Origin of the sequence: Nocardiopsis sp. NPDC007018 (genome assembly GCF_040635075.1) — a bacterium.
GTDB lineage: Bacteria > Actinomycetota > Actinomycetes > Streptosporangiales > Streptosporangiaceae > Nocardiopsis.
The window spans coordinates 111,713-136,843 of sequence record NZ_JBEYHA010000003.1 but is presented as its reverse complement, the minus strand read 5'-3'; the positions used below and the strand labels follow the sequence as shown (position 1 = coordinate 136,843).

The window sequence follows — 25,131 nt, the reverse complement described above, 5'->3', positions numbered from 1 at the left end:
CACACGATGCCAAGACCGAACACGGGCGGCTCACCCATGCGCATGGAACCGGAGAAACAGGACGTCGTGCTTCGGGAGACCGGTCGCGCCGTGGTGGACCGCCTCCCCCACGGTTGGCACGAGATCGTCGTCGACTTCCACGCCTGTCACCGGGTGAGCGTGTCCACCGTCGTCGTGACGGGTGGGGATGGGGCGGTCACGTACCCAGACCTCCCGGGCTCCGCGGTCTCGTCCCTGCGTGAACTGCGGGAGGGGATGTACCGGGAGGGGACCGGAACCTGGTTCGGCCTCCGGTACGTGATCACCCACGACCGTCGATTCCACGTGGACTACGCGTACGACGCCGAGCCTGACTTCGGGTTCGAGCTCGCCCTCGGTGACTACTGGAGGGACGCGGAACGGTTCCCCCGGAACCCGGAGCGGGTTCCCGAGTGGCTTCGGGAGAAGCTGCGCCGCTACGAAGCGGGGGAGGCGTGACCCCTCCGGGTGCTCCGGCCCCCGCACCGAGATACCCGGCCCGGAACGGTCGCCGAACCGGCCCGGGTCGGCCGCCCGTGTCGTCATCGTCGACGTTTCCCTTGCAGACCCAACGGAAGGTCACAGCCGTGAACAGCTCCCCCGTCGACCCTGACGACACCCTCGACCCCGTACAACAGCGCGAACTCGTCGACGGCGTCGTGCGCGCGCTGGTCGGCGCGTGCCCTCCGGGGTGGTCCGAGATCACGTTCGAGGTGACCTCCCTGGCCCGGCTCACGACGATCGGCAACCGGGTCACCCGGGACGGGGCCCCTCCGGCCAGGGAGACCTTTCCCCACAGCGTGAACGGTGACGTGATCCGTCTGCGCCGGGGAATGTACCGGGAGGGGGTCGGTACCTGGTTCTCCCTGCGCCTGCACGTCCTCCCTCCCGGCAGGTTCAGGATCGACTTCGACTACGACCGGAGGCCCGGCGGTACCCTCCCACCGGGCCCGCAGGAGTTCGCGGAGGATCTCAGGACGTTTCCCCGGACCCCGGAACACGTCCCCGCCTGGCTTCGGGAGGAACTCGCCCGGGCCTACGAGGAGTAGGAGGCCGGGGCGCTCGGCACGGGGTGCGGGGCGGGCCCGTCCCGAGAGCCCCGGCCGTCGGTCAGCTCATGGAGCGGCGGAGCCGGTCGCGGCCCCACAGGTGGGCGAGGAGGTGGTCCCAGTCGCCAGCCTCGTGCAGGCCGGTGGCGGAGGCGACCCAGTACGACTGGGTGGACTCACCGAAGTAGATGACCAGGTCCCGGTGCCGCTGCTGGAGGAGCGCGGCGCGGGCGTGCTCGGCGGTGAACTCCGCCCGGTGGCCGCCCAGACGTGGCAGGTGCTGCGCCCGGCAGGAGCGGCAGGAACGGTGCTCGCAGGAGGGGCAGGCGGCACCGGAGACCCGGTTTCCCCGTACGGCCGGGGTGATGGAGATAGGATTCATCGTTGATCCTGCTTTCTTGCTTTCGCGAGTCTGGAATTCAGGGATCGTGTTGGGGGCTCAGAGGGCGTTGGCGCGCCTTCTGAGCCCTTTCGCGTGCACGGGGTTCGCTAGAGCGAGTTCCAGCGGCTTTCGCTCAGGTCGTAGGCGAGGAAGAACCAGACGCCCCGGTAGTGCGGGCGGCCGTTGTCGCCCCACCGGGTGGACAGGGCGTCGATCATGGCCAGTCCGCGCCCGGCCTCGGCGTTGGGGTCCAGCCCGCCCGGGTCCGCCGCGAGGTACTCGCGCTCACGCGAACTGAAGGGGCGGTCGCGCACGCCGTCATCGCGGCAGAGGAGGCGCAGTCCGTCGCGGCGGCGTTCACAGAGCAGCGAGTAGGAGTTGCCGGGCAGGCCGGACCGGGAGTGCTTGAGGGCGTTGCTGGCCAGTTCGCCGCCCATCAGGGTGAAGAGGTAGCGGTAGTCGGCGCTCCGCTCCGCCGCGCAGGTGTCCAGGAACGCCCGGACCAGGGGGAGGAAGACGCCGGAGGGGCCGAAGTCGTACCGGCGGACCTTGTAGGAGCACTCGGCCTGGCCGTTGAAGTAGTGCCGGTAGGCGGGCGGGACCAGCTCGTTGAGGGCGATGGTCACCTGGGCCATCGGGGGTACGGGGGCGAGCACGGGCATGACGAACACACTCCTTGGCATGGCGAAGCACGAACAGGGGTTGGGGAAGGTCGCCCGTTGGAAGTTTCATGAATGCATGACGCGCGGAACGGGCTCGACATAGCCTTCGGCTCGTGGATCAGGAAGTGAGCCTCCAGTTAGATTCCATCCTAGAATGAGATTCCCGTGAGTCAAGCGGTTCTTGCAAGACTCCCGTTATGTCCGATGAGGGGTCCCAAATGACACAGAAGAGCCCGAACATCCGTCGACGCCGACTCGGTCACGTATTGCGTGGCCTACGGGAAGAAGCCGGGCTCACACTCGACGCGGCGGCCAAGGGGGCCGGGGTCCCCCGCTCCACACTGGGGCGCATGGAGACCGCTGAGGCTCGTCGTCTGCGCAACTCGGACCTGAACGCTCTCGCGGACTTCTACCAGGTCAGCTCGGAGACACGCGAGGGAATGCACGGCCTGGCCCGTGAGGCGAAGGAACGCGGCTGGTGGTCCAAGTACAAGGATGTCTTCGGTGAGCGCGCCCTCCCCGACTGGGAAGCCGAGGCCACGGCTATCCGAACCTTCGAACCCCAGCTCATCCCGGGGCTCTTCCAGACTCCGCGCTACGCGGCGGCGATCTTCCGTGGCGGTCGTGTCACGGCGGACGAGAACATCGAGCGCCTGGTCGAGGCCAGGGTGAACCGCCAGCAGATCCTCAACCGCATTCACCCGCCCCGTATGACGGCGGTCATCGACGAGGCAGCGCTCCACCGCCTCGTCGGCGGCCGGGAGGTGATGAAGGAACAGCTGGTGCACCTGAGCCATCTCGCAGTTCGGCACAACATCGACGTCCAGGTCCTCCCCTATGCGGCTGGTGAGCACCTGGGGATGGAAGGAGCCTTCACCATTCTGGAGTTCTCCGAGCCTCGGGACACTCCCATCGTGTTCGTGGAGACAGCGACGACGGGACTCGCCCTCGAAACTCCCGAGGAGCTTGACGCGTATAACCTTGCTTTCAGCAACGTCCAGGGAGTGGCGCTTTCCACGTCCCTGTCCGCCACGTTCATCGACGAAGCCGTCACAGCTCTGGAGAGGCAGACATGAGTCACCGGCTTGAGTTCCGTAAGAGCAGTTACAGCGGCCGGGGCCAGAACTGTGTGGAGGTCGCGCACCTGCCCTCTGACTTCCGGAAGAGCACGCACAGTGCCCAGGACCAGGACTGTGTGGAGGTGGGGTCGTTGCCGTGTGGTGCGGCGATGCGGGACTCCAAGCACCCGGATGCTGGTCACCTGCCCTTCCCCGGGGCTGAGTGGACCTCGTTCCTCTCGACCGCGCTCGGGTAGCGGGTCCGGAAGCCCCTCACGAGTCGAAGCGTCGGCAGAAGGCGGTAGCTGATGATCCTGGAGTTCCGTAAGAGCACCTACAGCGCGCAGGGCCAGAACTGCGTGGAAGTCGCTTGCATCCCCACGACATTCCGGAAGAGCACGCACAGTGCCCAGGGGCAAGAGTGCGTCGAGGTCGCGCACCTGCCCCCTGACTTCCGGAAGAGCACGCACAGCGGCCGGGGCCAGGACTGTGTGGAGGTGGGGTCGTTGCCGTGTGGTGCGGCGATGCGGGACTCCAAGCATCCGGACGCCGGTCACCTGCCCTTCCCCAAGGTCGAATGGACGTCCTTCCTCACCACCGCCCTCCGGTAGCGGGCCGCAGCACCCTCCGACACGCCGAAGCCCCGCGGCGACGATCCTCCGTCGCCGCGGGGCTTCCGCGTACGCCCCCCCGAACTCCGGGACGGCGGGGCCTCAGCGCAGGGTGGCGGTGAGCGTGATGGTCGTGCCCTTGAGCGCCTGGCTGACCGGGCAGTTGGCCTTGGCGTCCTCGGCGATCCGCTGGAAGTCCGCCTCGGAGATCCCCGGGATGTCGGCCTCCATGTCGAGGTGGATGCCGGTGATCCCCTCACCCGGCTGGAAGGTCACCGACGCCTTGGTGTCCACGCTGCGCGGCGGGGTGTCCTCACCCGCGAGGGCGTGGGAGAACGCCATCGAGTAGCAGGTGGCGTGCGCGGCGCCGATGAGTTCCTCCGGGCTGGTGCGCCCGTCGGGGTCGTTGGCCCGGGACGCCCACGTGACGTCGAAGGTGCCGAGCCCGGAGGAGTCCAGGGACACCTGTCCCGCCCCGTCCAGGAGCGCCCCCTCCCAGTGCGCGGTCGCGTTGCGTGTGGTCGCCATGAGCATGCTCCTCGTGTGTGTCGGTCGATCGGTCGATGCCAGCCTCGCAGCCCCGGGGGCGTTCGCGGTGCCACGACGCCCCGGAACCCGGAGGGCGACGGGCGGGCGGAATGATCCGGGAAGCGGGCGCTAGGCGTTCAGCCCGTACCCCTCGGCGGGGACGCACTCCTCGGCGGGGCGCCGCTCCAGATAGCCCCACTCCGGTACGTCGTGCCCTTTCCTCGAACGGCCGGGTGCGGATTCTCCGCCCGAAGGCGGGGGCTACGATCTGGAGACGCGACAACGGTCACCATCGCGTCCGAAGAACCCGAGAGGCCGAAGGAGGGGGCCCACTGAGCCTTTTCGCTCTCGCGTGCTGGGGATACGACTCCGCTCTCGTCGATCCCGACTTCCGGTTCGAGGTGGAGTCCGGGTACCTGCCGAAACACATCCTGGAGCGTGACTGGGTCGGTGCGTTTCCCCTCTAGGCGATGCGGTGGCCCGCTCGAGACCTCTCCCCGGGGTCGAGCCGGATCGGGTCGCGCCCCCGTCATGACTCATGGGACGCCCGTGCGAAGACCGTCGACCGGACCCGGTCGGGGGGAGCACCGCCTTCGCGGGAGCGCGGTGCGCGGAGAATCAGGAGGTACGCGCTATCGAGGCCGAACACTACTACCAGAGAGCACAGGAACAGCTGGCCCTGGACCGGGAAGCGGCCCTGCCGGAGACACGGCGGGCCTGGGAGCGGGCGATGCTGGCTTCCTACGCCGGGGTGCGCCGTGTGGCCGACGCGATCGGTTCGGACTACGACGTCCTGCCGGACGCCCGGGTGAGGTTGAGGGGCCCCGCACCCGACGGCTCCGAAACCCTTCCCGAGGACTGGTCGAGGGCCTTCTACCTCACCATGGTCCTGCGGGACCGGGCCCGGTGCCGGGACCTGTGCGACATCCCCCCCGGAATCGTCGCGCACGTGGCCCGGGACGGCACCCCACGCGGCAGCGTACGCACCCGGAACTGGATCGACTCCCTCCAGTCCTACGTCCTCGACCTGCCCGGTCTCGTCCAATCCCTGGAGTTCCTCATCGGGACCCCTTGGGGAGACGACCCCCTGCTGAGGCGGCACGACCATGCGGGCAACCTGCTCTCGGTCATGCGCCTGCTGTTCGAGTTGGAGTGCTACGACCCCGAAGGTGTGGAAGAGCACCTGGTGCGGGCGCTGACCGAATTCACGGACTTCCGGGAGAAGCGCCGCGCGGGCGACCCCGGTGCGCGTGTTCCCGAGTTCCCGTTGGAGTTGATGGCTCTTGCCTGTCGGGCCCGGGACATGGATCAGTGGGACGAGGACTTCACGTTCTCTGTGCGTTCGCCGCTGCTTCCTGACGGGATGCTGAGCGACACCTGGAATCCTTCCCGCTGAGAGTCAGGGCGATCGTGGGGTGTGGCGTCGAACGCCTGCTCGTGGACCTTCGCGTGGAGATGTGCCAGGAGGACGTGGGCGCGTGGTCCGGCTCCTGGTCGTCGATCACGCCGGTTCCGACCCGTCGGACCGGAACCGACAGTGGCAGGCCCAGGAAATCCGGTGGGACCCCTGTCCGACGGCCAATGCCCCCGGCGGATGTCGGCGCATCGAGCAGTAGGGTGCTCGGGTGGAATCCTCAGAGCAACAGCGGAAACTCGTGGATATCGGAAGGCTCGTCCTGGCGGAGGCGCCAGAGGGGTGGAAGCGAATCGAGGTGATCTTCTCCTGCCTCTCCGAGCTGTCGGCCGCCTCCGTGGTGATCGTGACCGAAGACGGCGAGAGGACAACGGGTGAACTGTCCCTCCAGGCGAGTGGGGAGCTTCGCGATCTCAGAGATCTCATGCACGAACCCACAAGGGGAACCTGGTTCTCGTTGCACTACACCATCACTCGACCGGGAAGCTTTCACGTCGATTTCAACTATGACGACGAGCCCCCCTTCCCCTACCCTCTGGACCCCGAACGCTTCGCGAATGACTATTTCCGGTTCCCCAGGGAGAGGGAACACATTCCCTCCTGGCTCTTCGCCAAGTTCAGGGAGGTCAAGAACAGAGACCAGGTGACTGGCGAACCGGATCAGCGTCGACGGTGACCGATCAGCCACCGTCGACGGGTCGTTCAGTGTGGATAGGTCCTAGGCGTTCAGCTCGTACCCCTCGGCGGGGACGCACTCCTCGGCGGGGCGCTGCTCCAGGTAGCCCCACTCCAGCAGGTCGTTGACGGGCACGTTCCCATCTCCCTCGGCCTCCGGCACCTCCTCGGCGGGCACCAACAGTTGCTCGCCGCCGCCGGGCTGCTCGAAGTGCGGGGCGATCGGACCCACCCAGGCGTGGACCGGCTCGGTCACCTCGTAGCAGTTGTAGTTGTGCTCGGGCCCGTCCGGCCAGGTGTTGAGCGAGTTCGGCGGCAGCGCCCGCTGGGAGTAGGGCGCGCCCGCCGGGGCGAGGAACGACCCCCACGGGGAGCCGAACCGGTCCAGCATCCACCCGGAGGGCAGCTCCTGGAGCTCCTTCAACGGCTGGCCGTCGACGACCACGAACCCGTCGTGCTCGGGGTAGTCCCAGCTGCCGTCGACCGTCCACCAGCGGTCCAGGAACTCGACCGGCGACAGCCCCCCGAGCCGGTCGTACTCCTCCACCAGTTCTCCCACGGGGCCGTCCTCGGGCAGCTCGGACGGGCCCAGGCGGCTGTCGCCGCACAGGTAGCGGTCCAGGTCGTCGGCGCTGGGCGGCGGTGACAGCACCGGACACCCCGACACCTCGGCGGCGGCGGGCGAGGCGGCGGTCATGGCCAGGGCGAGGGCCGCACCGACCAGCAGGGGGAACTTCGACATCGGACTCCGTTCGACCGGACCCCCGGGCGACACCAAGGGTCACTGGAAAACTACGGAACGAAGTCAACCATGGGCGGCCCCCACACGACGAACGGCCGCACCCCGGAGGGAGCGGCCGTTCGACGACGAGAAGCAGGGGGTTACTGGCGGCCCAGCGCCCGGTAGGTCCAGCCGGAGGCGCGCCAGTAGGTCGGGTCCAGGGCGTTGCGCCCGTCCACGATCCGCTTCTGCGCCACAACCGAGGCCAGCTCCTCCGGGTTGGCCTCCCGGAACTCCGGCCACTCGGTGAGCAGCAGCACCACGTCGGCGCCCTGCGCGGCCTCCAGCATCGAGTCCGCGTAGTTCAGCTGTGGGTGTGCCTCACGTGCCCGCTCCAGGGCGGCCGGGTCGTACACCGTCACGCGCGCCCCCAGGGACGCGATCGTGGAGGCCACGTCCAGAGCGGGGGAGTCGCGGATGTCGTCCGAGTTCGGCTTGAACGCCGCACCCAGCACCGTCACGGTGCGACCGGCGAAGTTCCCGCCGATCAGCTGGCGGGCGATGTCGATCGTGCGCGCCCGGCGGCGCTGGTTGATCGCGTCCACCTCGCGCAGGAACGACAGCGCGGGCTCCACACCCAGCTCGTCGGCGCGGGCCATGAACGCGCGGATGTCCTTGGGCAGGCAACCGCCGCCGAAGCCCAGACCGGGCCCGAGGAACTTGCCGCCGATCCGGTCGTCGTAGGACAGGGCCTCGGCCAGCTGGATGACGTCGGCGCCCGCGACCTCCGACACCTCCGCCATCGCGTTGATGAAGGAGATCTTGGTGGCCAGGAACGCGTTGGCCGACACCTTGACCAGCTCGGCGGTCTGGAGGTCGGTCACCAGGAACGGGGTGCCGTCGTCCACCTGCCGCTGCCAGAGCGCGCGCACCGCCTTCTCCACGCGCGGGGAGTCGGTGCCGATCACGATCCGGTTGGGGCGCAGCGTGTCCTCCACGCCGAAGCCCTCACGCAGGAACTCCGGGCTCCAGCCCAGCTCCGCCTCGGCGCCGACCGGCGCGAGCGCGGACAGCCGGGCGGCCAGGGTGGCGGCGGTGCCCACCGGCACGGTGGAGCGGCCCACGACCACGGTCGGCCGGGTCAGGTGCGGGGCCAGCTGGTCCACGGCCGAGTTCACGTAGCGCAGGTCGGCGGCGCCGGAGTCGTCGCGCTGCGGGGTGCCCACGCAGATCAGGTGCAGGTCGGCGAACTCGGCGACCTCGGCGACGTCAGTGGTGAACCGCAGCCGCCCCGTCTCGAGGTTGGCGGTCAGCAGCTCGTCGAGACCGGGCTCGAAGAAGGGCACCCTGCCGGAGCGGAGCGTGCTGATCTTGGCCTCGTCGACGTCGAGGCCGATGACCTCGAAGCCCATCTCGGCCAGACAGGCGGCCGTGGTGGCGCCCAGGTAGCCGGTTCCGATGACGGAGACCCGCATACGTTCCGCTTCGACCACTGGTGTTCCTTCCTCGCTTCCGCACGCGCCTCGTCTGCTGGTTATGCCCGCTCGTGGCGGCCCACATCCCGCATGAGGGCAGAAAACGGACATGGTTCGGCCGACGGGTAGTCCGTGGGGGGACGGTGCATCACCCTACGCGTCGGGGTCTGGCGCGTGACCGAACAACACGTGAACAGTCAGGCGGTCAGGTTACCGGCGCGTGGGAGGGCGTTCGCACCGGGGGAGGAGTGTGCGCAAACGCGCGAACCCGCACGGGTCGGGCGGGCTAGTAGCGTCCGTCGTCGAACGAGTGCCCGTGACCGGGTTCGTCGTCCACCGGGGTCCACACCGCGCCGGTCTCACCGCGACGGAACGGTGTCGTGGTCTTGTTCGGATCGTCACGTCCGCGCACGGGCGAGGAGGGCGGCGGCACGTCCGGCACGGTGTCGCCCACCGGCCCGCCGTCGTTCCAGACGCGGTCCGGGTCGACCAGCGTCACCGACCCGCCGTCGAACGCGGGGTCCGGCGCGGCGCCGCCGCGCCGGAAGTCCTCCCTGCTGTGGCTGGCCACCACACGCTCGCGGGAGGGGAGGCCGCCCGTCGGGCCGAGGTCGTGGGCGGCGCGCCACCGGGTCGGCAGGGTCGCGGAGACCAGCAGCAGCACGCCCAGGGGCAGTCCCACACCGAGCCCCGCGTCGTTGGGGTAGAGGAAGCTCTCCTCGTTGAGCCAGTACAGGGCGGGGCCCACCGTGGCGGGGGCGACCACCGGCCACAGGCACAGCGACGCCAGGAGGAGACCGCTGGACCCGGCGGCGAGCGGCGAGAGCCGTGAGGCCACCAGGTACGCGCCGACGACCCCCACCGCGCACAGCACCACCACGGAACAGACGGTGGCGAAGCCCACGTCTCCACGGATCAGCTCGGGCAGGGTCTGGGCCGACCACGCCACCGCCACCCAGAGGACGGGGGCGAGGGCGATTCCGGCGAGCAGTCCGACCAGGTGGCGGAGCACGTGTCCCTTCCTTCGCGGGGTCTACCCGCAGATGTTGTCCTTCGCGGTCGTGGTGGCCGGTTCGGCGCCGGTGGAGGGCGACTCCTCCGGTTCCGTCGCGGTCGCCTCGACCCGGGGGGCCTCGAACGTCGTGTAGTCGAATCCGATCACGACCTGGAGGTCGTCGTCCAGGGTGGGGTCCTCCACCGTGCGCGCACCGGGCAGGGTCGTCGCCAGGTACTCGGCGTCGCGCTCCCGGCCGGGACCGAAGCGGACCTCCGTGGTGGGCACGTCGCGGCTGCTCCAGTTCTCGGCCACGTCCGTGACGTCGAAGCCGGCCGTCTCCAGCTGGGAGTCGAGCTGCGCGCCCAGCCCCGGGGTGGCGGTGCCGTTGAACACCCGCAGGCTGACCTCGGAGGGCGTCGGCTCCGCGTCGTCACCGGACTCCTCCTCGGGCTTCTCCTCGGGTTCCGTGAGCGGGCGGTCGGCGTTGATCGCCGCGAACATCTCGCGGGCGGCGGCCTCGTCCCACAGCAGGGCGACGTCGCCGCGCGGGGTCCAGTGGTCCATGTCGGCGATGGGCACCTGGGCGAAGGTGACGTTCTCCATGTCGACGTCGCGCATCTGGTACGCGAGGTCGTTGATGGTGCTGGTGTCCAGCCCCTCGTCCACCGTCACCGACGACAGCGCGCTGTCCAGGAACGCGGTGAGCTTGCGCGGGTCGGAGAGGGTCTCGGTGCTCATGGCCCGGTCGAGCATGGCCGACAGCACCTGCTGCTGGCGGTCGATGCGGTCGAGGTCGCCGCGCGCGGTGGCGCGGGTGCGGGCGAACGCCAGCGCCTCGGTGCCGTCCACCCGGTGCGTCCCGGCCTGCATGTCCAGGTGCGCCTTGGGGTCGTTGATCGCCTCGGGCAGGCACACGTCGATGCCGTCCAGGGCGTCGACCACGTCCACGAACCCGGTGAAGTCCACCTCGACGTAGTGGTCGATGCGCACGTCCGTGACCGACTCCACGGTCTGGACCGCCAGTTGCGGCCCCCCGTAGGCGTAGGCCGCGTTGATCTTGTCGTCGCCCTCGCCGGGGATGTCCACCCACAGGTCGCGGGGCAGGCCCACCACGGTGAGGTGGTCGCGTTCGTGGTTGAGCCGGACCAGCATCATGCTGTCCGAACGCTGCCCGGGGGTGGACCCCACACTGAGCGCGTTCTGGTCCTCCCGGCTCATCTCGTCCCGGCTGTCGGAACCGATGACGAGGAAGGTGAGGCCGCCGGTCTCCTCCGGGCGGTCGCCCTCGGCGAGCCCGCCGAACACGTCGAACCGGTTCAGCGCTCCCGACATCCAGCCGGTGATCGCCCACGAGGTGCCGGAGGCCAACAGCACCAGCACCGAGAGCACACTCATCAGCACCAGGCCGTTGCGGTGGCGCCGCACACGCGGGTGCGGCACAGTGAACCGTCCCGACCTGGCAGAACGTCGCCCGCCGGGCGGCTGGGGCTGTGAACGCTCCCGTCGGAACTCGCCCGTCGCCCTCCGCCGTCCGGCGTCCTCGTCGCTCATCGACGTCCCCGTCCCACCCGTTCCACGGTGCCCTGGTATCCGGTACCCGGGTATCTAGGTTGTCACCCGATCGGCCGAAGGGCGCGGGATGTCAGCCCTCGGCGTGTTGTTCGCCCCTTTGGGTGGGACGCCGAGATCGGCGGCCGGGTTCCCCGGCGCCCGCACGTCGCGTCACCCCTTCCCCCGGTCGGCGCGCGCACACCCGATCGGCCCGGATGTTCGGCGGGCCGGTGTGCAGTACCGTTGAGCGCGCGTCACCGTCGAGCGCGCCCGGGGCCCGCGCCCCGCCCTCACGGTGCCACGCAGTCCCGACAGTCTTGACCTTGGGAAGTGCCCGTGTCCTGGCCGCCTGTCTCCGTCGTCATGCCCGTACTGAACGAAGAGCGCCACCTCGCCGCAGCGGTGGAGCACGTCCTCGCCCAGGAGTACCCGGGCGAGCTGGAGGTCGTTCTGGGAGTGGGGCCGTCCTCGGACCGCACCCGCGAGGTCGCCGACGGCCTCGCCGCGGCCGACCCGCGCGTGAAGGTGGTGGACAACCCCACGGGGAAGACGCCCGCCGCGCTCAACGCCGCCATCGGCGCCTCCACCCACGACGTCGTGGCCCGGATCGACGGCCACGCCATGATGCCCTCCGACTACCTCCGGGTGGCGGTGGAGACCCTCCAGGAGACCGGCGCCGACAACGTCGGCGGCATCATGGCCGCCGAGGGCACCACCCCCTGGGAGCGCGCCGTGGCGGCCGCGATGACCTCCAAGGTGGGCGTGGGCAACGCGCGCTTCCACACCGGCGGCGAGGGCGGCCCCGCCGACACCGTCTACCTCGGTGTCTTCCGCCGCTCGGCGCTGGAACGGGTCGGCGGGTACGACGAGGCCTTCCTGCGCGCGCAGGACTGGGAGATGAACCACCGCATCCGCACCACCGGCGGGACCGTCTGGTTCCAGCCCCGTATGCGGGTGTCCTACCGTCCGCGCCGCAACGTCCGGCTGCTCGCCAAGCAGTACTTCCACTACGGCCGCTGGCGGCGCGTGGTCGCCCGCCAGCACCGGGGCACCATCAACCTCCGCTACCTGGCCCCGCCGGTGGCCGTGGCCGGAGTCGCCGCCGGTCTGGTCGGTGGCGTGTTCCTCTGGCCGCTGTGGCTGGTGCCCGCCGCCTACCTCGCCCTCATCACCGCCGCGTCGGCGCCCCTCACCCGGGGCCTGCCCGCGTCCTCGTGGCCGCTCATCCCGGTCGCGCTCGCCACCATGCACATGTCGTGGGGCACCGGCTTCATCACGAGCCCGCCCGGGCTCGGCGCGGACTCCCGCACCGCCCGCGCCAACAGCGGTACCGCGAGCGGCACCGGGGGCGCCTGACCCGTCAGACCGCCGCCAGCGGCCGTGGGGCGGACCGCCCCCACCCCCCACGGCCCGGCCCCTACGGCCACAAGTGGACGACGTCCGCCCTCGATCGGGGGCGGACGTTCTGCTAGGCAGGGGTCAGCAGGGCGGCAGCGAAGTGGAGAAGGTGGCAATGGACGAGTTGCGTGGAGACCAGGCGGCCTGGGTGTTCGACGGTGAGTCGGTCTCCATCCGGTACGAGACGAAGGGCTGGTTCAAGAGCCCTCTGCTCAAGCTCCTCGGGAGCCTGGAGGTACCGGTGTCGGCGATCCAGGACGTCGAGTTCCGTCCCGGAGCCGGACGCAAGAACGGCTGGGTGATGCAGCTGAGACTGCGCGAGCGCATGGACCCCTACCAGGCGGTCGGCGCGATGCTCGACGAGAAGGCCCAGCCCTTCCGGCTCACCGGTCCCGCCAAGACCGAGCTGGTCGCCGAGTACCTGGCCGATCAGATGCGCTTCGCCGCGAGCCAGGCCGGGGCACCCGACCCCGCGACCCCCACCCGGCTGGTCCCCACCCTTCCCCTGCACATCATGACCTGCGAGGGCACCGCGCGCCTGGAGGACGGCCGTCTCACCCTGGTCTGGTCGGGCACCTACGCGAGCAGCTACAAGAAGAAGAAGCAGCGCCGCGAGTACGACATCAAGGACATCACCGGCGTGGAGTGGGCGCCCCTCGACGACTGGGGCTGGGGGTTCGTCCGGTTCGTCACCAATCGAAGCTCCAAGGAGGCGTCGGCCAAGCCCAAGAACGACCTCAACCTGCTGCGCGCCGGCGAGGAGGGCAACGAGATCCACCAGGTCTTCCTGCTCGCCGCCGCCGTCACCGCCCACCGTTGGGCCCGGGGCGGGGCCGGGCGGCGCGCGCTGGGCTCGGGGGAGACCGCGCCGGAGGTCGACCCGGAGGCCGGACCGGAGGACGCCGAACCCGGATTCGACGACCCCGAATGGTGGAAGAACGCCGCCCGCAGCGCCATGGAGGCCGTGCGCGGCCCGAACCTCACGGTGAACCTCCCCGGGGTCGCCAACCCCTGGGGCGGCACGGACCAGGAGGCGGTCCCGGGGGAGGGCGCCGGGCCGCCGTTCCCGACCGGGGCGGCCCCGACGCCGGAGACCGGGGCCCCCGCCCCGACGAGCGCCGGGGGAGACGCGCGGGAGCCGGGGGGCACCGACACCACCTGGATCTTCGAGCAGATCGAACGCCTGGGAGACCTGCACGCCAAGGGCCTGCTCACCGACGAGGAGTTCAGCGAGAAGAAGGCCGAACTCCTCGGCCGCATCTGAGTACTCCGGGTGGCAGCGGGGCGGCCGGGGCGGTGGCGCCGGTACCGGGCGCTATCCCCCGGACGGCCCGTCCGCGGACGGGCGCAGCGCGGCCACCGCCCCGGGGACGTCGTCCACCACCACCGCGTCCATCCCGGCGGCCGCGAACCGCGCCGCGTCCGCCGGGTCCGGGCACCAGGAGATCATCTCCAGCCCGGCCCGGTGCGCCGTCTCCACCGTGTACTCCAACGGGCGTCGCCCCGCACGCGGAGCCGCGTCGTCCGCCACGCCCAGGGCGCGGGCGTCCAGCGCGACGATCGGGCAGCCCAGGCCCACGGCGCCCGGGATCGCGGTGTCCGCCGGGTTGCGCACGAACGGCATCCACGCCGTCGCCACCCCCGGAGCGCCCTCACGCACCCCCGCCAGTAGCCCGGGGTCGAACGAGCACACGAACACCCTGCGACGCGCGGCCTCCCGGCGCAGGAACGGCAGCACCAGGGAGAGCGTCCGCCGCGAGGGCGCGTCCACCCCGTCCTCCATCACCGTCTTCACGTCCACGTCCAGCCCCAGGTCGGACGGGATGGCGGCCAGCCCCTCCTCGAGACCGGCCAGGCCCTGCGCCCGGCACTGCGCCTCTGTGAGGTCCACGACCGCCCGACCGTCGTCCAGCGCGGCGTTGTGGAACAGCACCAACCGGTCGTCGGCCGTGCGGCGCACGTCGATCTCGATCCAGTCCGCGCCGGTCCGGGCCGCCAGCTCGAACGAGGCGGGCGTGTTCTCCACGGCCCCCTCCACGACGCCCCGGCCCGCGCCCCGGTGACCGATCACCGCGGTCGCCTCGAACACCCGGCTCACGCGGCCCCCTCCGTCCCGGTGGCGCGGGACCGACGCAGCAGGGCCTCGGCGACCTCCACGTCTCCCGGGTTGGTGACCTTGACGTTCGACGCGTCGCCGGGCACGATCCGCACCCCCACCTCGGGCAGGTAGCGCAACACCACCCCGCAGTCGTCCGTGGCGACCAGCTCCGGGTCGGCCATCGCCCGTTCGTAGGCGCGTCGGGCCACACCCAGCCGGAACCCCTGCGGCGTCTGCATCCGGCGCAGCCGGGAACGGTCCGGGGTCCGCAGGACCACCTCGCTCCCGTCGTCTCCGGACGCCACCTCGACCACCGTGTCGGCGCTCGGGACGGCCACCCCCACGGCACCGGCCGCACCGAGCGCCTCCACGCAGGCCGTGATCGTCTCCGGGCGCACCAGGGGGCGGGCGGCGTCGTGCAGCAGGACCAGGTCCGCGTCGTCCGCGTCCGCCAGCGCGGAGAGCGCCACGAACGAGGTGTCGGTCCGCGTGGCCCCGCCCGGCAGCACGCGGGACACCTTCGCGAACCCCGCGTCGGCCACGATCCGCTCGACCCTGGGCACGTACTCCTCCACCATCAGCACCACCACCTCGTCCACGGCGGGACAGGAGTCGAAGGCCGCGATCGAACGCTCGATGATGGGCCTCCCCTCCAGCTCCAGCAGCTGCTTGGGGGAGGAGGCGCCCATGCGGGAACCGACCCCTCCGGCCAGGACCGCGGCGATCACTCTGGGCCTGCGCTTCTCGTCCATGGATGCCAATCTGTGTTCCTGCGGGCCCGCGGTGTGACGCGGCCCGGGGGCGGTGCCCTCACGGAGGGTTCCTCGTCCGCGCCCGCCGACCCGCGTTCGTCGCGGTGGCGGGCGGGCCCACCCATGGTGCCCGAGGCGGGCGGGTGACTCGACCGGTGGCCGGATCGGCCGGACGCGGCACGTGGTTGGCACGGTCTGTCCCATGCAGCGGTAACCTATGGACGCCTGTCGGGCGTGCCCGGTCCATACCTCCTCTGATTCGGTCGTGGAGACGGGCAAGGCGCGCGACGTCCCCCGGTCGCCCGGATGCCCCCTCTTCCGGCCCGGTGAGGAACCGGCCGTGTCGACGGTCGGTGCGCGCAGGCGAGTTCGTAGACGCGACAGTCCGGCACATCGTGACCGGACGATCTCAAACCTTGGAGGTGGCGGTGGCGTCAAGGACGCTGGCCGTCTGGGAGAACCGGAAGGTCGTCGGCCTCCTGGTCCGGCGCGACCTGAAGGTCAAGTACCAGCAGTCCGTGCTGGGATACGCCTGGACGATGTTGGAACCCCTCGCACTGACGTTGGTGTACTTCTTCATCTTCGGTTACGTGCTCCAGGCCGACCGCGGTATCCCGGAGGACGCCAAGAGCCAGGGCGGCTACATCCTCTTCCTGGTCGCGGGCATCCTCCCCTGGACCACCTTCGGGGCGATCCTCAGCGAGGCCCCCCGCGCGATGATCACGCACTCGAAGCTGATCACCACGATGAAGGTCCCCCGTGAGATCTTCCCCATGGCCACGGTGGGCACCAAGTTCGTCGAGTACCTGCTGACCTGGCCGGTCCTGCTGGTCTTCGTCTTCGCCCTGGGCGGGCGTTTCAGCTGGGAGGGCATGTTCCTCTGGCTGCCCCTCGCCATCGTGCTGACCTTCATGTTCGGCCTGGGGGTGACCCTGTTCCTGTCCGCGGTCAACGTGTTGCTCCGTGACGTGGAACGACTCACGCGTATCCTGACCCGGATTCTGTTCTACGGGTCGGCGATCCTGTTCCCGGCCACGATGGTCCTGAGCTCGGGCGCCCCCGAATGGGCGAAGACGCTCTACCAGCTCAACCCGCTGATGGGTATCTTCCAAATGCACCGTACGGTGTGGTTCGCCGGATTCGAGGAACTCACGCCCAGTCCTCTCGCGTTGACCTCCGCGGTGGTCGGTTCGATCCTGATGCTCGTCATCGGGTACTGGACGTTCCGGCGCCTGGAGATGTCCGTACTGAAGGAGTTGTGATGGCGTCCACCTACGAGGCCGCGGTCGCGAGCGGTCCGGTCATCGAGGCCGAGGGCCTCGGTGTGAAGTTCGCCGTGAACCGCCGCCGCAAGCGCAGCCTCCGTGAGATGTTCATCCACGGCAACAAGCGCGACCCCAACGCCGAGGGCAACGAGTTCTGGCCGCTGCGCGGGGTGTCCTTCGAGATCGCCAAGGGCGACTGCGTGGGGATCGTCGGCAAGAACGGCACCGGCAAGTCAACCCTGCTCAAGATGATCGCCGGGGTGCTCCTGCCCGACGAGGGCAAGGTCAGCGTGCACGGCAAGGTGGCACCCCTGCTGGAGCTGCGCGCCGGGTTCAACGACAACCTGACCGGACGCGAGAACGTGTACCTGGTCGGTTCCCTGCACGGCATGAGCGAGAAGGAGATCGACGAGCGTTTCGACGACATCGTCGACTTCGCCGAGGTCAAGCCCAAGTTCATCGACACCCCGGTGCGCCACTACTCCAGCGGCATGAAGGTGCGGCTCGGCTTCGCGCTCATCTCGCAGCTGGAGCACCCCATCATGCTGGTGGACGAGGTGCTCGCGGTGGGCGACAAGGCCTTCAAGCGCAAGTGCTACGAGGCCATCGACCGCATGCTCGCCAACGAGCGCACCATGGTCCTGGTCTCGCACAACGAGAAGGACCTGCGCCGGTTCTGCAACCGGGGCCTGTACATCAAGGGCGGCGCGCTCGCCCTGGACACCGACATCGACGCCGCGCTGGCCGCCTACAACGAGGACACCAAGGCGGAGATCGAGGAGCGCAAGAAGAAGGACGCCGCGAAGAAGAAGCGCGCGGAGGCCGCGGAGAAGAAGGTGGAGGCGGAGGAGAAGGCCGCCGACCCCGCTCCGGACCAGCCCGAGGGCGGCGAGGGCAAGGACGGCGGACAGGCCGCCTGAACCAGGTCGCACACCCGCGAAAGGCGCATCTCGGACTGTTCCGGTGGTGCGCTCTTTCGTGTCCGTAACTGTCCGTAAAGCCCCCACGGGGGCGAAGAAGGGACGACCGCCGTCATACGCGTGTCAGTGGTTGATTGCGCACAGAGCGTGGGTGACGGTGACTCTCAGTTGAAACTGGGAGGGCACGGACATGACTGGCACGGTGGCGCGGGGAACCGCGCGCATGTTGGAGCGCAGGCACGTCACCCGATCGGGGGTGACCCGGATCAGCCTCGTGGTGACGGTCGGCGCGGCGGTCTGGTTCAGCCGGGCCGACCTCGTCGGCGCGGTGGCCGGGTCGGCCCTGCTCGGGCTGGCCCTGTGCTGCGACGCCGTGCGCTCCCGGATGCGCGCCCACCGCAGGGACGCCCTCACCGTCTGGACCGTGTCCATGGTGGCGCAGCTCCGCGAGTACGTGGTCTACGTGGGCCTCGCCTTCGGAGCGGCCGCCGCCGGGTTCGCCAGCGCGTGGGGGTGGGCCGCCGGGGCCCTGATCGCCCTGGCCCTGCGTGACGCGCTCCTGGTGGCCCGCTCGGCCCCCGTCGCGCCCGCACACCCGAAACGCCCCGCCCCGCCCTCCCAGCGGCGCCCTGAGGGCCTCCGGCTCCCCGAACCCCGGGTGCCGCGGCCGAGGGGTGAGGCCGGTGCGCCCGCCGAGACCGTCACGCGGACGCGCCCCGAGACCGGGGGCACGCGCCCCGGGGCGCCCGACGGCGGACCCGCCCCCGCCCCGTCCCTGGCCCACCTGGCCCGCAGGGTCATGGTGTTCGGCCAGCCCACGCGCTTCCTCGTGATCGCCGTCGCCACCATCGCCGTCGACGCCCGGATCGCCTTCCTCAGCCTCGTTGTGGGATGCGCGGTGGCGATCACCGGCGAGCTCGTCGACCCCTCCGCGCGGGAGGCCCGTCCATGAGCGGGGCCGAACACGAGACGCCCCGCACGGGGGCCGGGGAGGCCCGCGCGAGGTTCCGCCCCGCCGTCCCCGACCTGCGCCGCCTCCGTGATGACAGTCACATGGGCCTGCTGCTCGGACGGCTGGTGCCGGGACTGGCCCCGCCGCTGCTCACGGCGTTCGCCGGGGCCGTCGTCGTCCTGGTGCTCATCGCGGCGGACGGGGGACGGCCCACAGGCATTACCCTGTTCGCACCGGTCGCTGCCCTGCTACTGTCCGGTCTGGCCTCGGGCCACCCCCACGACGGACGGTACGACTGGCTCGTACCTCCGCTCCTGCGCGTCACCGAGTACAGCTTCCTGGCGGTCGTCGGGCTCGCGTCCGGTGTGCCCGGTCTCCTGGTGTTCGTACTCTTGGTGACGGTCGTCTGTCACCACCGCGACGACGTCGCACGTCCCTCGGTCGGTGTGAGCCGACCGGTGTGGGTACGGCGCGCCGCGCTCGGCTGGGACGGACGGATGCTCGTCGTCGCCGCGGGGGGCGCGTTGTCCGCCCCCACCGCCGCCTACGGCATACTCGCCGGATACCTGGCGGTCCTGCTCGTCCGCGAGGCCACGCGCACCTGGAGCGGCACACCGGTGTCCGACGTGCGTGTCGGCACCGAGACGGAAGACGGCGACGGCGCCGACGTCCTGGGGGATCACCCGATCACCCGCCAGGGAGACGGGGGCCAACCGGCCGCCGGAACGAACGGGGAGGCGTGAGCGCCTCCTCGCTACAAGGAGGAACACGCCCTCATGCTCGGAATGGTTCTCGCCGCAGGCGCGGGGCGCCGTCTGCGCCCCTACACCGACACCCTGCCCAAGGCCCTGGTGCCCGTCGACGGCGAGACGACCATCATGGACATCTCGCTGCGCAACCTGGCCGCCGCCGGGCTCACCGACGTGGTCGTCGTGGTCGGCTACCGCGCGGAGGCCGTGGAGCGGCGCAAGGAGGCGCTGGAGGAGCGCCACGGCGTCAAGCTCACCCTCAGCTACAACGACAAGGCCGAGGAGTGGAACAACGCCTACTCCCTGTGGACCGCGCGTGAGTTCTTCTCCGAGGGCGTCCTCCTCGTGAACGGCGACACCGTCCACCCCGTCAGTGTCGAGGAAACGCTACTCGCCGCCAGGGGTCCGGAACTGCTCCTCGCGGTGGACAACGTGAAAAACCTGGCCGACGAGGAGATGAAGGTGACCCTCGACGACGACGGTCACCTCAGCACCATCACCAAGCTCATGGACCCGGCCACCGCCGCCGGCGAGTACATCGGTGCCACCCTCATCGAGGGTTCGCTGGCCCCGCGTCTGGCCGACGCCCTCAAGGCCACCTGGGAGCGCGACCCCCAGCTGTACTACGAGGACGGCTACCAGGAGCTCGTCCGCCGTGGCGAGAAGATCTCCGTCGCCCCCATCGGCAAGGTCGACTGGGTCGAGGTCGACAACCACGACGACCTGGCCAAGGCGAGGGAGATCGCGTGCCACTACTAGCCCGAATGCTCCCCTCCCCGCTGGCGATCGACGTCCGCCGGGGAGCCATCGCCTCTCTGGGGTCGGTGCTGGCCGACCGCCGCATCGCCACCGAGGGCCGCATCGCCGTCGCCGTGGGCCCCGGTCAGGGCGCGCAGATCGCCGCTGACCTGGACCTGCCGCAGTGCGAGGTCTTCCAGGTCGAGGAAGGCACCGTCGACGCCGCCACCGAGCTGGGCAAGAAGCTCCGGTCCGGCGCCTACGAGGCCGTGGCCGGGATCGGTGGCGGCAAGACCATCGACGTCACCAAGTTCGCCGCGACCATGGCGGGTATCCCCATGGTGGCCGTGGCCACCAACCTGGCGCACGACGGCATCGCCTCCCCCGTCAGCTCCCTGGAGCACGAGGGCGGCAAGCCGTCGATCGGCGTCACCATGCCCATCGCCGTGGTGATCGACGTCGACTACGTCCAGGCGGCGCCCTCGCACCTGGTCCGGTCGGGCATCGGCGACGTGGTCAGCAACATCTCGGCCATCGAGGACTGGGAGCTGGCCGGGAAGCTGAACGACGAGCCGGTCGACAGCATGGCCGTCACCTTCGCCCGTGTCGCGGCCGAGGCGGTCCTGCACCGCCCCGACTCGATCGAGTCCGACGGGTTCCTCAAGGTCCTGGCGGAGGGACTGGTGCTCTCCGGCATGGCCATGGTGGTCGCCGGTTCCAGCCGTCCGGCCAGCGGTGCCTGCCACGAGATCCTGCACGCGGTCACGCAGCTCTACCCGGGTACCAGCAACCATGGCGAGCTGGCCGGTCTGGGCGCGCTGTACGCGTCCTTCCTGCGGGTGCGGCACCTGGACTGGCCACAGGCGCGCCTGGAGGAGATCCGGTCCTGCCTGCTCCGCCACGACCTGCCGATCGTCCCCGCGGACGTCGGTCTCGACCAGGCCTCGTTCGCGCGCGCGGTGGCCCACGCCCCGGGCACCCGCCCGGGCCGGTTCACCATCCTTGAACACCTGAACCTCTCCGAGGACGAGATCGGGCGGAGTGTCGCGGACTATGTCGAAGCCGTCGGTCGCTGAGGTCCGCGCGGGCGGCCAGCCCGCGGGGATCAAGGAGCGCGTCAACGAGGAGCACTGGGCGGGCCGCCTCTACATGAGGGACCTCTCCCCGTACCTGTCGACCGTCTTCGTGCGGCTCCGCGTGCCGCCGAACCCCATCACGTACCTGATGATGGTGTTCGGCGTGCTCGCCGGGGTGATCGTGGCCTTCGGCGGCCTGTGGTCGGCGATCCTCGCGGCCGTGTTCGTGCAGGTCTACCTGCTGTTGGACTGCTCCGACGGTGAGGTGGCCCGGTACACCGGCCGCACCAGCGTGGCCGGGATCTACCTGGACCGCATCGGGCACTACGTGTCCGAGGTGGCCCTGCTCGTCGGCCTGGGCATCCGCGCCCAGGGCGAGTTCGAGGCGGGTGGCTGGGTGATCCTGGGCATGGCCGCCGCGCTCGGTGTCGTCCTGATCAAGGCCGAGACCGACAACGTGGTGGTCGCCCGGGCCAAGGCGGGCCTGCCGGAGAAGATCACCGAGGAGGCCATGCGGCCGAAGTCCTCGGGGCTGAGCCTGGCCCGCCGTCTGGCCTCGGCGCTGAAGGTGCACCGCCTCATCCAGGCGGTCGAGCTGTCCCTGATCGTGGTGGTGGCGGCCGTGGCCGACCTCTTCCTCGGGGACCTGCTGGCCACCCGGGTGCTGGTCGTGGCCTGCGCCGCGGTCGCGGTGCTGATGAGCTTCGCGCACTTCGTGAGCGTGCTCGCCTCCCGTCGCCTGGAGTAGCGAGGCGACGGCGCTCCGACACGACGAGCGGAGCCGTGGACGCTACCCCGTCCACGGCTCCGTACACGTCGCTTTTATTCTTTCGTTAGTCTGTTTCTGCGAACGTTGACATGTGTCCACCTGTCAGCCGCACGTCGTCCACTGAACGGTCGCAACCATGGCCACACCCGTGATCCCTCCCTCGTCAGGCTCCGAGGCGCCCACGGCGCACGACCACCGTGCGCCCCGAGCGGAACGGAGCAGTTCCCAGGTGCCCGCAACCGGAAAGCCCACACTGTCCTGCGTGCTGCTCACCATGGGCAACCGCCCGGCCGAGCTGCGGCGTGCGATCACGAGCGTGTTCGAGCAGGAGGGCGCCGACGTCGAGGTGGTCGTGGTCGGCAACGGCGCGGACCTGCCCGAGCTGCCCGAGGGCGTCACCACGGTGCGCCTGCCCGAGAACGTGGGCATCCCCGCCGGACGCAACGAGGGCGTGCGGGCCACCAGCGGCGACGTGGTGCTGTTCCTCGACGACGACGGCTGGTACCGGTCCATGGACCTGGCCCGCCACGTGCGCGACCGCTTCGCCGCCGACCCCACGCTGGGCGCGCTCTCCTTCCGGATCGCCGACCCGGACGGCGGCCCCGACCAGCGCCGCCACGTGCCCCGGCTGAGAGTGGGCGACTCCCGCAGGTCGAGCGTGGTCACCACGTTCCTGGGCGGGGCCAGCGCCGTGCGCCGCACCGCCTTCGACGAGGGCGGCGGCCTGCCGGGCGAGTTCTTCTACGCCCACGAGGAGACCGACCTCGCCTGGCGGATCATGGACGCCGGTTACTCCATCGAGTACGATGCCGACGCCGTGATGTACCACCCGGCCGTGGCTCCGACCCGGCACGAGAACTTCTACCGGCTCAACGCCCGTAACCGGGTGTGGCTGGCCCGACGCAACCTGCCCTGGCCCCTGGCCTTCGCCTACCTGGGCACCTGGGTGGGGCTCACCGTCCTGCGGGAGCGGAACCGCGAGGCCCTGCGCTCGTGGTTCTCCGGTTTCCGTGAGGGATGGCGGGAGGACGCGGGCCGCCGCACGCCGATCAGCTGGCGGACCGCCTGGCGGATGACGCGTGCCGGTCGGCCACCGGTCATCTGACGCCGAGGAGGCCCCCCATGGGCATCGCCTTGCTGATCATCGGGTTCGTGGTGTTCTTCGCCGTGGTGGCGGCGGACGTCGTCGCGTTGGAGCGGCGCAGAGCCGTCCTGCGGTTGGAAGCCGCCCTGCGGCGGGAACGGGACTGATCCCAGCCGCGACCGGACCCGGCTCACCTGGCCCTGAGGCGGGCGAACGAAGGGGGCGGGGCGCCGTACTGGCGCCCCGCCCCCTTCCGTGTCGGGTCCGGGATCAGATCTCGGTGACGACCGACTCGTAGTCGAGGCGGGGGAGGCGGTCGAACCAGGCGTCGGGGCCCGGCCGGCCGATGTTCATCACGACGAGCGGGGTCTGGGTGGAGTCCTCGCCGAAGAGCTCCTTGCGCAGGCCCTCGGCGTCGAAACCGGTCATCGGACCAGCGGCCAGACCGGCGGCGCGCACGCCCACGATGAGGTAGGCGACCTGGAGGAACGCGTTGCGCAGCGCCATGTCCTCACGGGCCTCGACCGGCATCCCGGAGAAGTCCTCGCGGGCGGTGGGCAGCACCGGGAAGGTCGTGGGGAAGTGCTCGTGGAAGGAGCTGTCGGCCGACAGCACCAGGGCCAGGGGGGCCTTGGCGGTCTTGGGGGCGTTGTTGCCGGCCATGTGCCGGACCAGGCGCTCACGGGCCTCGGGGGAGCGGACCGCGGTCACCCTGAGCGGCTGGTTGTTCATCGCCGTGGGACCGAACTTGACCAGGTCGTAGACGGCGCGCAGCTGCTCGTCGGTCACCGGCTCGTCAGTGAACGAGTTGGCGGTGCGGGCGGCGCGGAACAGCAGGTCCTGTGCGTCCTTGGTCAGGGCGAGAGCGTCACTCATGCGATACCTCAGCTGGCTAGTGCGAGTGCAGGGCTGGTCGGCTGGGGGCGACCAACGAGCACAACATCGCTTGCCGGGAAGATATTTCGCTGGCGAACTGTTGCCGAGCTCACTCCCGGAGCGGCGCGGGGCGGCGGTTGCCCTGGCGGGGCAGGCGCGGTCGGGGAATCGACGGGCGCGGCCCGTTCGCCTCGGCCACCCACTCCTCCAGCTGCTTCACGAACAGGCGCGCCTGGACCGGCCAGTGGAACGAGGTCCGGGCGATCCGGTGCCCGGTGCGCGCGTACTCCTCGCGCAGGGCCCGGTCGTCGCGGAGTTCGAGTACGGCACGGGCGGCGGCGGTCGGGTCCTGGAACGGCACGACGAGGCCCGCCTCGCCCTCCGGTCGCCCGGTGACCAGGGCCTCGGCCATCGGGTTCGGCGAGGTGATCACCGGGAGCCCGTGGGCCATGTACTCCACGACCTTGGTGGGCAGGGAGTGGCGGTAGTTGTCGGTGTCGTGCAGCAGGCTGATCCCGGCCAGCGCCCCGGCCGCCATGCGCAGCGCCCGGTCGTTGGGCACGAACCCGTACCAGTGCAGGGCGTTCTCCTGGTGGGCGTCGCGCAGCAGTGGCCGCACCACGTGGTCGGCGCCCCCGATGACCTCCAGGCGCACGCCGTGGTCCCGGAGCTGGCGCCCCATCTCGATCAGGTCGTGGGCGCCCCGGGCCCGGGAGAGCTGCCCCAGGTAGACGACGCGGTCGTCACCGGGCGGACGCAGCGGGACGTCGGGGACCTCGGTGGTGTTGGGGACGACCGGGTGGGCGCCCCTGAACCGCGGGCGGTACCCCTCCTCGGCCAGCAGCAGCCGCATCCGGCGTTCGGCGCGGCGCTCGAACCCGCGCACCACCGCACCCAGCGGGCGGCGCAGCGGCTCCGGAATCCACGGCTTGGTGAGGAGCGCGGCGGGGGTGTCCTCGTGGACGTCCCACACCGTCACCGGGCGCCTGGACGGCAGGACCAGCAGCAGCTCGGGGTCGTGGATGAGGAGGAGATCGGCCTCCGGAGCCAGCCGTGCCAGCGCGGACCGCGCCGCCCTCAGGGAGGGCAGCCGGTCGCGGCCCGAGGCGCGGGGGACGTCCACCGAACGGACCCGGTCCCACGGCGTCACCCCGCACTCCCGGAACGGGGCCACGTACGTCACGGTGTGTCCGGCGTCCACGAGGGCGCGGATCTGCCGGTGCAGAATCCGGGCGTCCTCGGGGTGGTGCACAATCGTGGCCACAAGCGCGTGCATCGAGATCACCTACGTATGTCACCGTTTGGTATGACTG

The 25,131-nt window shown here is 70.6% G+C and carries 29 protein-coding genes; 18 read left to right on the top strand and 11 right to left on the bottom strand.

Features of this window, described 5'->3' with window-relative positions; genetic code table 11:
* Nucleotides 1-42: 42 nt before the first annotated feature.
* Together ABZ635_RS02605 and ABZ635_RS02600 are read left to right on the top strand one after the other, a co-directional pair.
* Nucleotides 43-477, top strand: coding sequence for a hypothetical protein (locus tag ABZ635_RS02605; protein WP_357757746.1), 435 nt, complete (start codon nt 43-45; stop codon nt 475-477).
* 128 nt (nt 478-605) lie between these two features.
* Complete coding sequence (locus ABZ635_RS02600; protein WP_357757744.1) at nt 606-1,067, top strand: hypothetical protein; 462 nt, start codon at nt 606-608, stop codon at nt 1,065-1,067.
* A gap of 61 nt (nt 1,068-1,128) precedes the next feature.
* On the opposite strand, the gene ABZ635_RS02595 is transcribed toward ABZ635_RS02600, so the two are convergent.
* Nucleotides 1,129-1,449: a hypothetical protein gene (locus ABZ635_RS02595; protein WP_357757741.1), complete on the bottom strand. Its 321-nt coding sequence runs from the start codon at nt 1,447-1,449 to the stop codon at nt 1,129-1,131.
* 107 nt (nt 1,450-1,556) lie between these two features.
* Complete coding sequence (locus ABZ635_RS02590) at nt 1,557-2,111, bottom strand: ATP-binding protein (RefSeq protein WP_357757739.1); 555 nt, start codon at nt 2,109-2,111, stop codon at nt 1,557-1,559.
* A 218-nt stretch (nt 2,112-2,329) separates the two neighbouring features.
* Here ABZ635_RS02590 and ABZ635_RS02585 point away from each other — a divergent pair, with 218 nt between their 5' ends.
* From ABZ635_RS02585 to ABZ635_RS02575, 3 genes are read left to right on the top strand one after another with little or no spacing between them, the layout of a single operon-like run.
* Nucleotides 2,330-3,187: a helix-turn-helix transcriptional regulator gene (locus tag ABZ635_RS02585; RefSeq protein ID WP_357757736.1), complete on the top strand. Its 858-nt coding sequence runs from the start codon at nt 2,330-2,332 to the stop codon at nt 3,185-3,187.
* Nucleotides 3,184-3,426, top strand: a complete 243-nt coding sequence (locus ABZ635_RS02580; RefSeq protein ID WP_357757733.1) for a DUF397 domain-containing protein — start codon at nt 3,184-3,186, stop codon at nt 3,424-3,426. The genes ABZ635_RS02585 and ABZ635_RS02580 overlap by 4 nt, the downstream gene beginning before the upstream one ends.
* Nucleotides 3,427-3,477: 51 nt before the next feature.
* Complete coding sequence (locus tag ABZ635_RS02575) at nt 3,478-3,780, top strand: DUF397 domain-containing protein (protein WP_357757729.1); 303 nt, start codon at nt 3,478-3,480, stop codon at nt 3,778-3,780.
* A gap of 102 nt (nt 3,781-3,882) precedes the next feature.
* Here ABZ635_RS02575 and ABZ635_RS02570 read toward each other — a convergent pair whose 3' ends face one another.
* Complete coding sequence (locus tag ABZ635_RS02570; protein ID WP_357757725.1) at nt 3,883-4,308, bottom strand: OsmC family protein; 426 nt, start codon at nt 4,306-4,308, stop codon at nt 3,883-3,885.
* A gap of 538 nt (nt 4,309-4,846) precedes the next feature.
* Here ABZ635_RS02570 and ABZ635_RS02565 point away from each other — a divergent pair.
* On the top strand, nt 4,847-5,704 hold the full coding sequence (locus ABZ635_RS02565; RefSeq protein ID WP_357757722.1) for an immunity 49 family protein: 858 nt from the start codon (nt 4,847-4,849) through the stop codon (nt 5,702-5,704).
* 229 nt (nt 5,705-5,933) lie between these two features.
* Nucleotides 5,934-6,398, top strand: coding sequence for a hypothetical protein (locus tag ABZ635_RS02560; protein WP_357757720.1), 465 nt, complete (start codon nt 5,934-5,936; stop codon nt 6,396-6,398).
* A 42-nt stretch (nt 6,399-6,440) separates the two neighbouring features.
* On the opposite strand, the gene ABZ635_RS02555 is transcribed toward ABZ635_RS02560, so the two are convergent.
* The 4 genes from ABZ635_RS02555 to ABZ635_RS02540 form a co-directional block, all read right to left on the bottom strand.
* A complete protein-coding gene (locus tag ABZ635_RS02555; RefSeq protein WP_357757717.1) occupies nt 6,441-7,139 on the bottom strand; it encodes a TNT domain-containing protein in 699 nt (232 codons plus the stop codon).
* A 140-nt stretch (nt 7,140-7,279) separates the two neighbouring features.
* Entirely contained in the window at nt 7,280-8,611 is a 1,332-nt protein-coding gene (locus ABZ635_RS02550; RefSeq protein ID WP_357757714.1) for a UDP-glucose/GDP-mannose dehydrogenase family protein, read from the bottom strand.
* Nucleotides 8,612-8,879: 268 nt separating this feature from the next.
* Nucleotides 8,880-9,605 carry a YIP1 family protein gene (locus ABZ635_RS02545; RefSeq protein WP_357757711.1) on the bottom strand — a complete coding sequence of 242 codons (726 nt, stop codon included), beginning with the start codon at nt 9,603-9,605 and terminating at the stop codon, nt 8,880-8,882.
* A 21-nt stretch (nt 9,606-9,626) separates the two neighbouring features.
* Nucleotides 9,627-11,141 (bottom strand): LCP family protein, encoded by a 1,515-nt coding sequence (locus ABZ635_RS02540; protein WP_357757708.1) that lies wholly within the window; start codon nt 11,139-11,141, stop codon nt 9,627-9,629.
* A gap of 336 nt (nt 11,142-11,477) precedes the next feature.
* On the opposite strand from ABZ635_RS02540, the gene ABZ635_RS02535 reads away from it, so the two are divergent.
* Entirely contained in the window at nt 11,478-12,497 is a 1,020-nt protein-coding gene (locus tag ABZ635_RS02535; RefSeq protein ID WP_357757706.1) for a glycosyltransferase family 2 protein, read from the top strand.
* 157 nt (nt 12,498-12,654) lie between these two features.
* Nucleotides 12,655-13,803: a DUF4429 domain-containing protein gene (locus tag ABZ635_RS02530; protein ID WP_357757704.1), complete on the top strand. Its 1,149-nt coding sequence runs from the start codon at nt 12,655-12,657 to the stop codon at nt 13,801-13,803.
* A 51-nt stretch (nt 13,804-13,854) separates the two neighbouring features.
* Here the strand turns inward: ABZ635_RS02530 and ABZ635_RS02525 are convergent, their stop codons facing one another.
* Entirely contained in the window at nt 13,855-14,637 is a 783-nt protein-coding gene (locus ABZ635_RS02525) for a glycerophosphodiester phosphodiesterase (RefSeq protein WP_357757701.1), read from the bottom strand.
* Nucleotides 14,634-15,389 (bottom strand): IspD/TarI family cytidylyltransferase, encoded by a 756-nt coding sequence (locus ABZ635_RS02520; protein ID WP_357757915.1) that lies wholly within the window; start codon nt 15,387-15,389, stop codon nt 14,634-14,636. The genes ABZ635_RS02525 and ABZ635_RS02520 overlap by 4 nt, the downstream gene beginning before the upstream one ends.
* Nucleotides 15,390-15,805: 416 nt before the next feature.
* Here ABZ635_RS02520 and ABZ635_RS02515 point away from each other — a divergent pair, with 416 nt between their 5' ends.
* The 9 genes from ABZ635_RS02515 (at nt 15,806) to ABZ635_RS02475 (ending at nt 23,109) form a co-directional block, all read left to right on the top strand.
* Complete coding sequence (locus ABZ635_RS02515; RefSeq protein WP_357757912.1) at nt 15,806-16,651, top strand: ABC transporter permease; 846 nt, start codon at nt 15,806-15,808, stop codon at nt 16,649-16,651.
* On the top strand, nt 16,651-17,574 hold the full coding sequence (locus ABZ635_RS02510) for an ABC transporter ATP-binding protein (protein WP_357757698.1): 924 nt from the start codon (nt 16,651-16,653) through the stop codon (nt 17,572-17,574). Before ABZ635_RS02515 ends, ABZ635_RS02510 begins: the two co-directional genes overlap by 1 nt.
* A 190-nt stretch (nt 17,575-17,764) precedes the next feature.
* Nucleotides 17,765-18,526 (top strand): hypothetical protein, encoded by a 762-nt coding sequence (locus ABZ635_RS02505; protein ID WP_357757695.1) that lies wholly within the window; start codon nt 17,765-17,767, stop codon nt 18,524-18,526.
* Nucleotides 18,523-19,269, top strand: coding sequence for a DUF5941 domain-containing protein (locus tag ABZ635_RS02500; protein WP_357757692.1), 747 nt, complete (start codon nt 18,523-18,525; stop codon nt 19,267-19,269). Before ABZ635_RS02505 ends, ABZ635_RS02500 begins: the two co-directional genes overlap by 4 nt.
* Nucleotides 19,270-19,302: 33 nt before the next feature.
* Nucleotides 19,303-20,034, top strand: coding sequence for a phosphocholine cytidylyltransferase family protein (locus ABZ635_RS02495; protein WP_357757689.1), 732 nt, complete (start codon nt 19,303-19,305; stop codon nt 20,032-20,034).
* Nucleotides 20,035-20,039: 5 nt separating this feature from the next.
* Nucleotides 20,040-21,089: an iron-containing alcohol dehydrogenase family protein gene (locus ABZ635_RS02490; protein ID WP_357757909.1), complete on the top strand. Its 1,050-nt coding sequence runs from the start codon at nt 20,040-20,042 to the stop codon at nt 21,087-21,089.
* On the top strand, nt 21,067-21,837 hold the full coding sequence (locus ABZ635_RS02485) for a CDP-alcohol phosphatidyltransferase family protein (protein ID WP_357757686.1): 771 nt from the start codon (nt 21,067-21,069) through the stop codon (nt 21,835-21,837). The genes ABZ635_RS02490 and ABZ635_RS02485 overlap by 23 nt, the downstream gene beginning before the upstream one ends.
* Before the next feature lie 295 nt (nt 21,838-22,132).
* Complete coding sequence (locus ABZ635_RS02480) at nt 22,133-22,963, top strand: glycosyltransferase (RefSeq protein ID WP_357757906.1); 831 nt, start codon at nt 22,133-22,135, stop codon at nt 22,961-22,963.
* A gap of 17 nt (nt 22,964-22,980) precedes the next feature.
* Nucleotides 22,981-23,109, top strand: a complete 129-nt coding sequence (locus tag ABZ635_RS02475; RefSeq protein WP_357757684.1) for a hypothetical protein — start codon at nt 22,981-22,983, stop codon at nt 23,107-23,109.
* 103 nt (nt 23,110-23,212) lie between these two features.
* Here ABZ635_RS02475 and ABZ635_RS02470 read toward each other — a convergent pair whose 3' ends face one another.
* Nucleotides 23,213-23,818 carry a malonic semialdehyde reductase gene (locus ABZ635_RS02470; RefSeq protein ID WP_357757681.1) on the bottom strand — a complete coding sequence of 202 codons (606 nt, stop codon included), beginning with the start codon at nt 23,816-23,818 and terminating at the stop codon, nt 23,213-23,215.
* 109 nt (nt 23,819-23,927) lie between these two features.
* Nucleotides 23,928-25,094: a glycosyltransferase gene (locus tag ABZ635_RS02465; RefSeq protein ID WP_357757678.1), complete on the bottom strand. Its 1,167-nt coding sequence runs from the start codon at nt 25,092-25,094 to the stop codon at nt 23,928-23,930.
* Nucleotides 25,095-25,131 lie beyond the last annotated feature (37 nt).

Bases quoted from the DNA above. Each gene is read 5' to 3' on its own strand.
- ABZ635_RS02585 (WP_357757736.1), top strand. From the start codon at position 2,330: ATGACACAGAAGAGCCCGAACATCCGTCGACGCCGACTCGGTCACGTA.
- ABZ635_RS02510 (WP_357757698.1), top strand. From the start codon at position 16,651: ATGGCGTCCACCTACGAGGCCGCGGTCGCGAGCGGTCCGGTCATCGAG.
- ABZ635_RS02495 (WP_357757689.1), top strand. From the start codon at position 19,303: ATGCTCGGAATGGTTCTCGCCGCAGGCGCGGGGCGCCGTCTGCGCCCC.
- ABZ635_RS02590 (WP_357757739.1), bottom strand. From the start codon at position 2,111: ATGCCCGTGCTCGCCCCCGTACCCCCGATGGCCCAGGTGACCATCGCC.
- ABZ635_RS02575 (WP_357757729.1), top strand. From the start codon at position 3,478: ATGATCCTGGAGTTCCGTAAGAGCACCTACAGCGCGCAGGGCCAGAAC.
- ABZ635_RS02490 (WP_357757909.1), top strand. From the start codon at position 20,040: ATGCTCCCCTCCCCGCTGGCGATCGACGTCCGCCGGGGAGCCATCGCC.
- ABZ635_RS02570 (WP_357757725.1), bottom strand. From the start codon at position 4,308: ATGGCGACCACACGCAACGCGACCGCGCACTGGGAGGGGGCGCTCCTG.
- ABZ635_RS02500 (WP_357757692.1), top strand. From the start codon at position 18,523: ATGAGCGGGGCCGAACACGAGACGCCCCGCACGGGGGCCGGGGAGGCC.
- ABZ635_RS02485 (WP_357757686.1), top strand. From the start codon at position 21,067: ATGTCGAAGCCGTCGGTCGCTGAGGTCCGCGCGGGCGGCCAGCCCGCG.
- ABZ635_RS02505 (WP_357757695.1), top strand. From the start codon at position 17,765: ATGACTGGCACGGTGGCGCGGGGAACCGCGCGCATGTTGGAGCGCAGG.
- ABZ635_RS02595 (WP_357757741.1), bottom strand. From the start codon at position 1,449: ATGAATCCTATCTCCATCACCCCGGCCGTACGGGGAAACCGGGTCTCC.
- ABZ635_RS02480 (WP_357757906.1), top strand. From the start codon at position 22,133: ATGGGCAACCGCCCGGCCGAGCTGCGGCGTGCGATCACGAGCGTGTTC.
- ABZ635_RS02530 (WP_357757704.1), top strand. From the start codon at position 12,655: ATGGACGAGTTGCGTGGAGACCAGGCGGCCTGGGTGTTCGACGGTGAG.
- ABZ635_RS02470 (WP_357757681.1), bottom strand. From the start codon at position 23,818: ATGAGTGACGCTCTCGCCCTGACCAAGGACGCACAGGACCTGCTGTTC.
- ABZ635_RS02540 (WP_357757708.1), bottom strand. From the start codon at position 11,141: ATGAGCGACGAGGACGCCGGACGGCGGAGGGCGACGGGCGAGTTCCGA.
- ABZ635_RS02565 (WP_357757722.1), top strand. From the start codon at position 4,847: ATGGGACGCCCGTGCGAAGACCGTCGACCGGACCCGGTCGGGGGGAGC.
- ABZ635_RS02520 (WP_357757915.1), bottom strand. From the start codon at position 15,389: ATGGACGAGAAGCGCAGGCCCAGAGTGATCGCCGCGGTCCTGGCCGGA.
- ABZ635_RS02465 (WP_357757678.1), bottom strand. From the start codon at position 25,094: ATGCACGCGCTTGTGGCCACGATTGTGCACCACCCCGAGGACGCCCGG.
- ABZ635_RS02475 (WP_357757684.1), top strand. From the start codon at position 22,981: ATGGGCATCGCCTTGCTGATCATCGGGTTCGTGGTGTTCTTCGCCGTG.
- ABZ635_RS02555 (WP_357757717.1), bottom strand. From the start codon at position 7,139: ATGTCGAAGTTCCCCCTGCTGGTCGGTGCGGCCCTCGCCCTGGCCATG.
- ABZ635_RS02580 (WP_357757733.1), top strand. From the start codon at position 3,184: ATGAGTCACCGGCTTGAGTTCCGTAAGAGCAGTTACAGCGGCCGGGGC.
- ABZ635_RS02605 (WP_357757746.1), top strand. From the start codon at position 43: ATGGAACCGGAGAAACAGGACGTCGTGCTTCGGGAGACCGGTCGCGCC.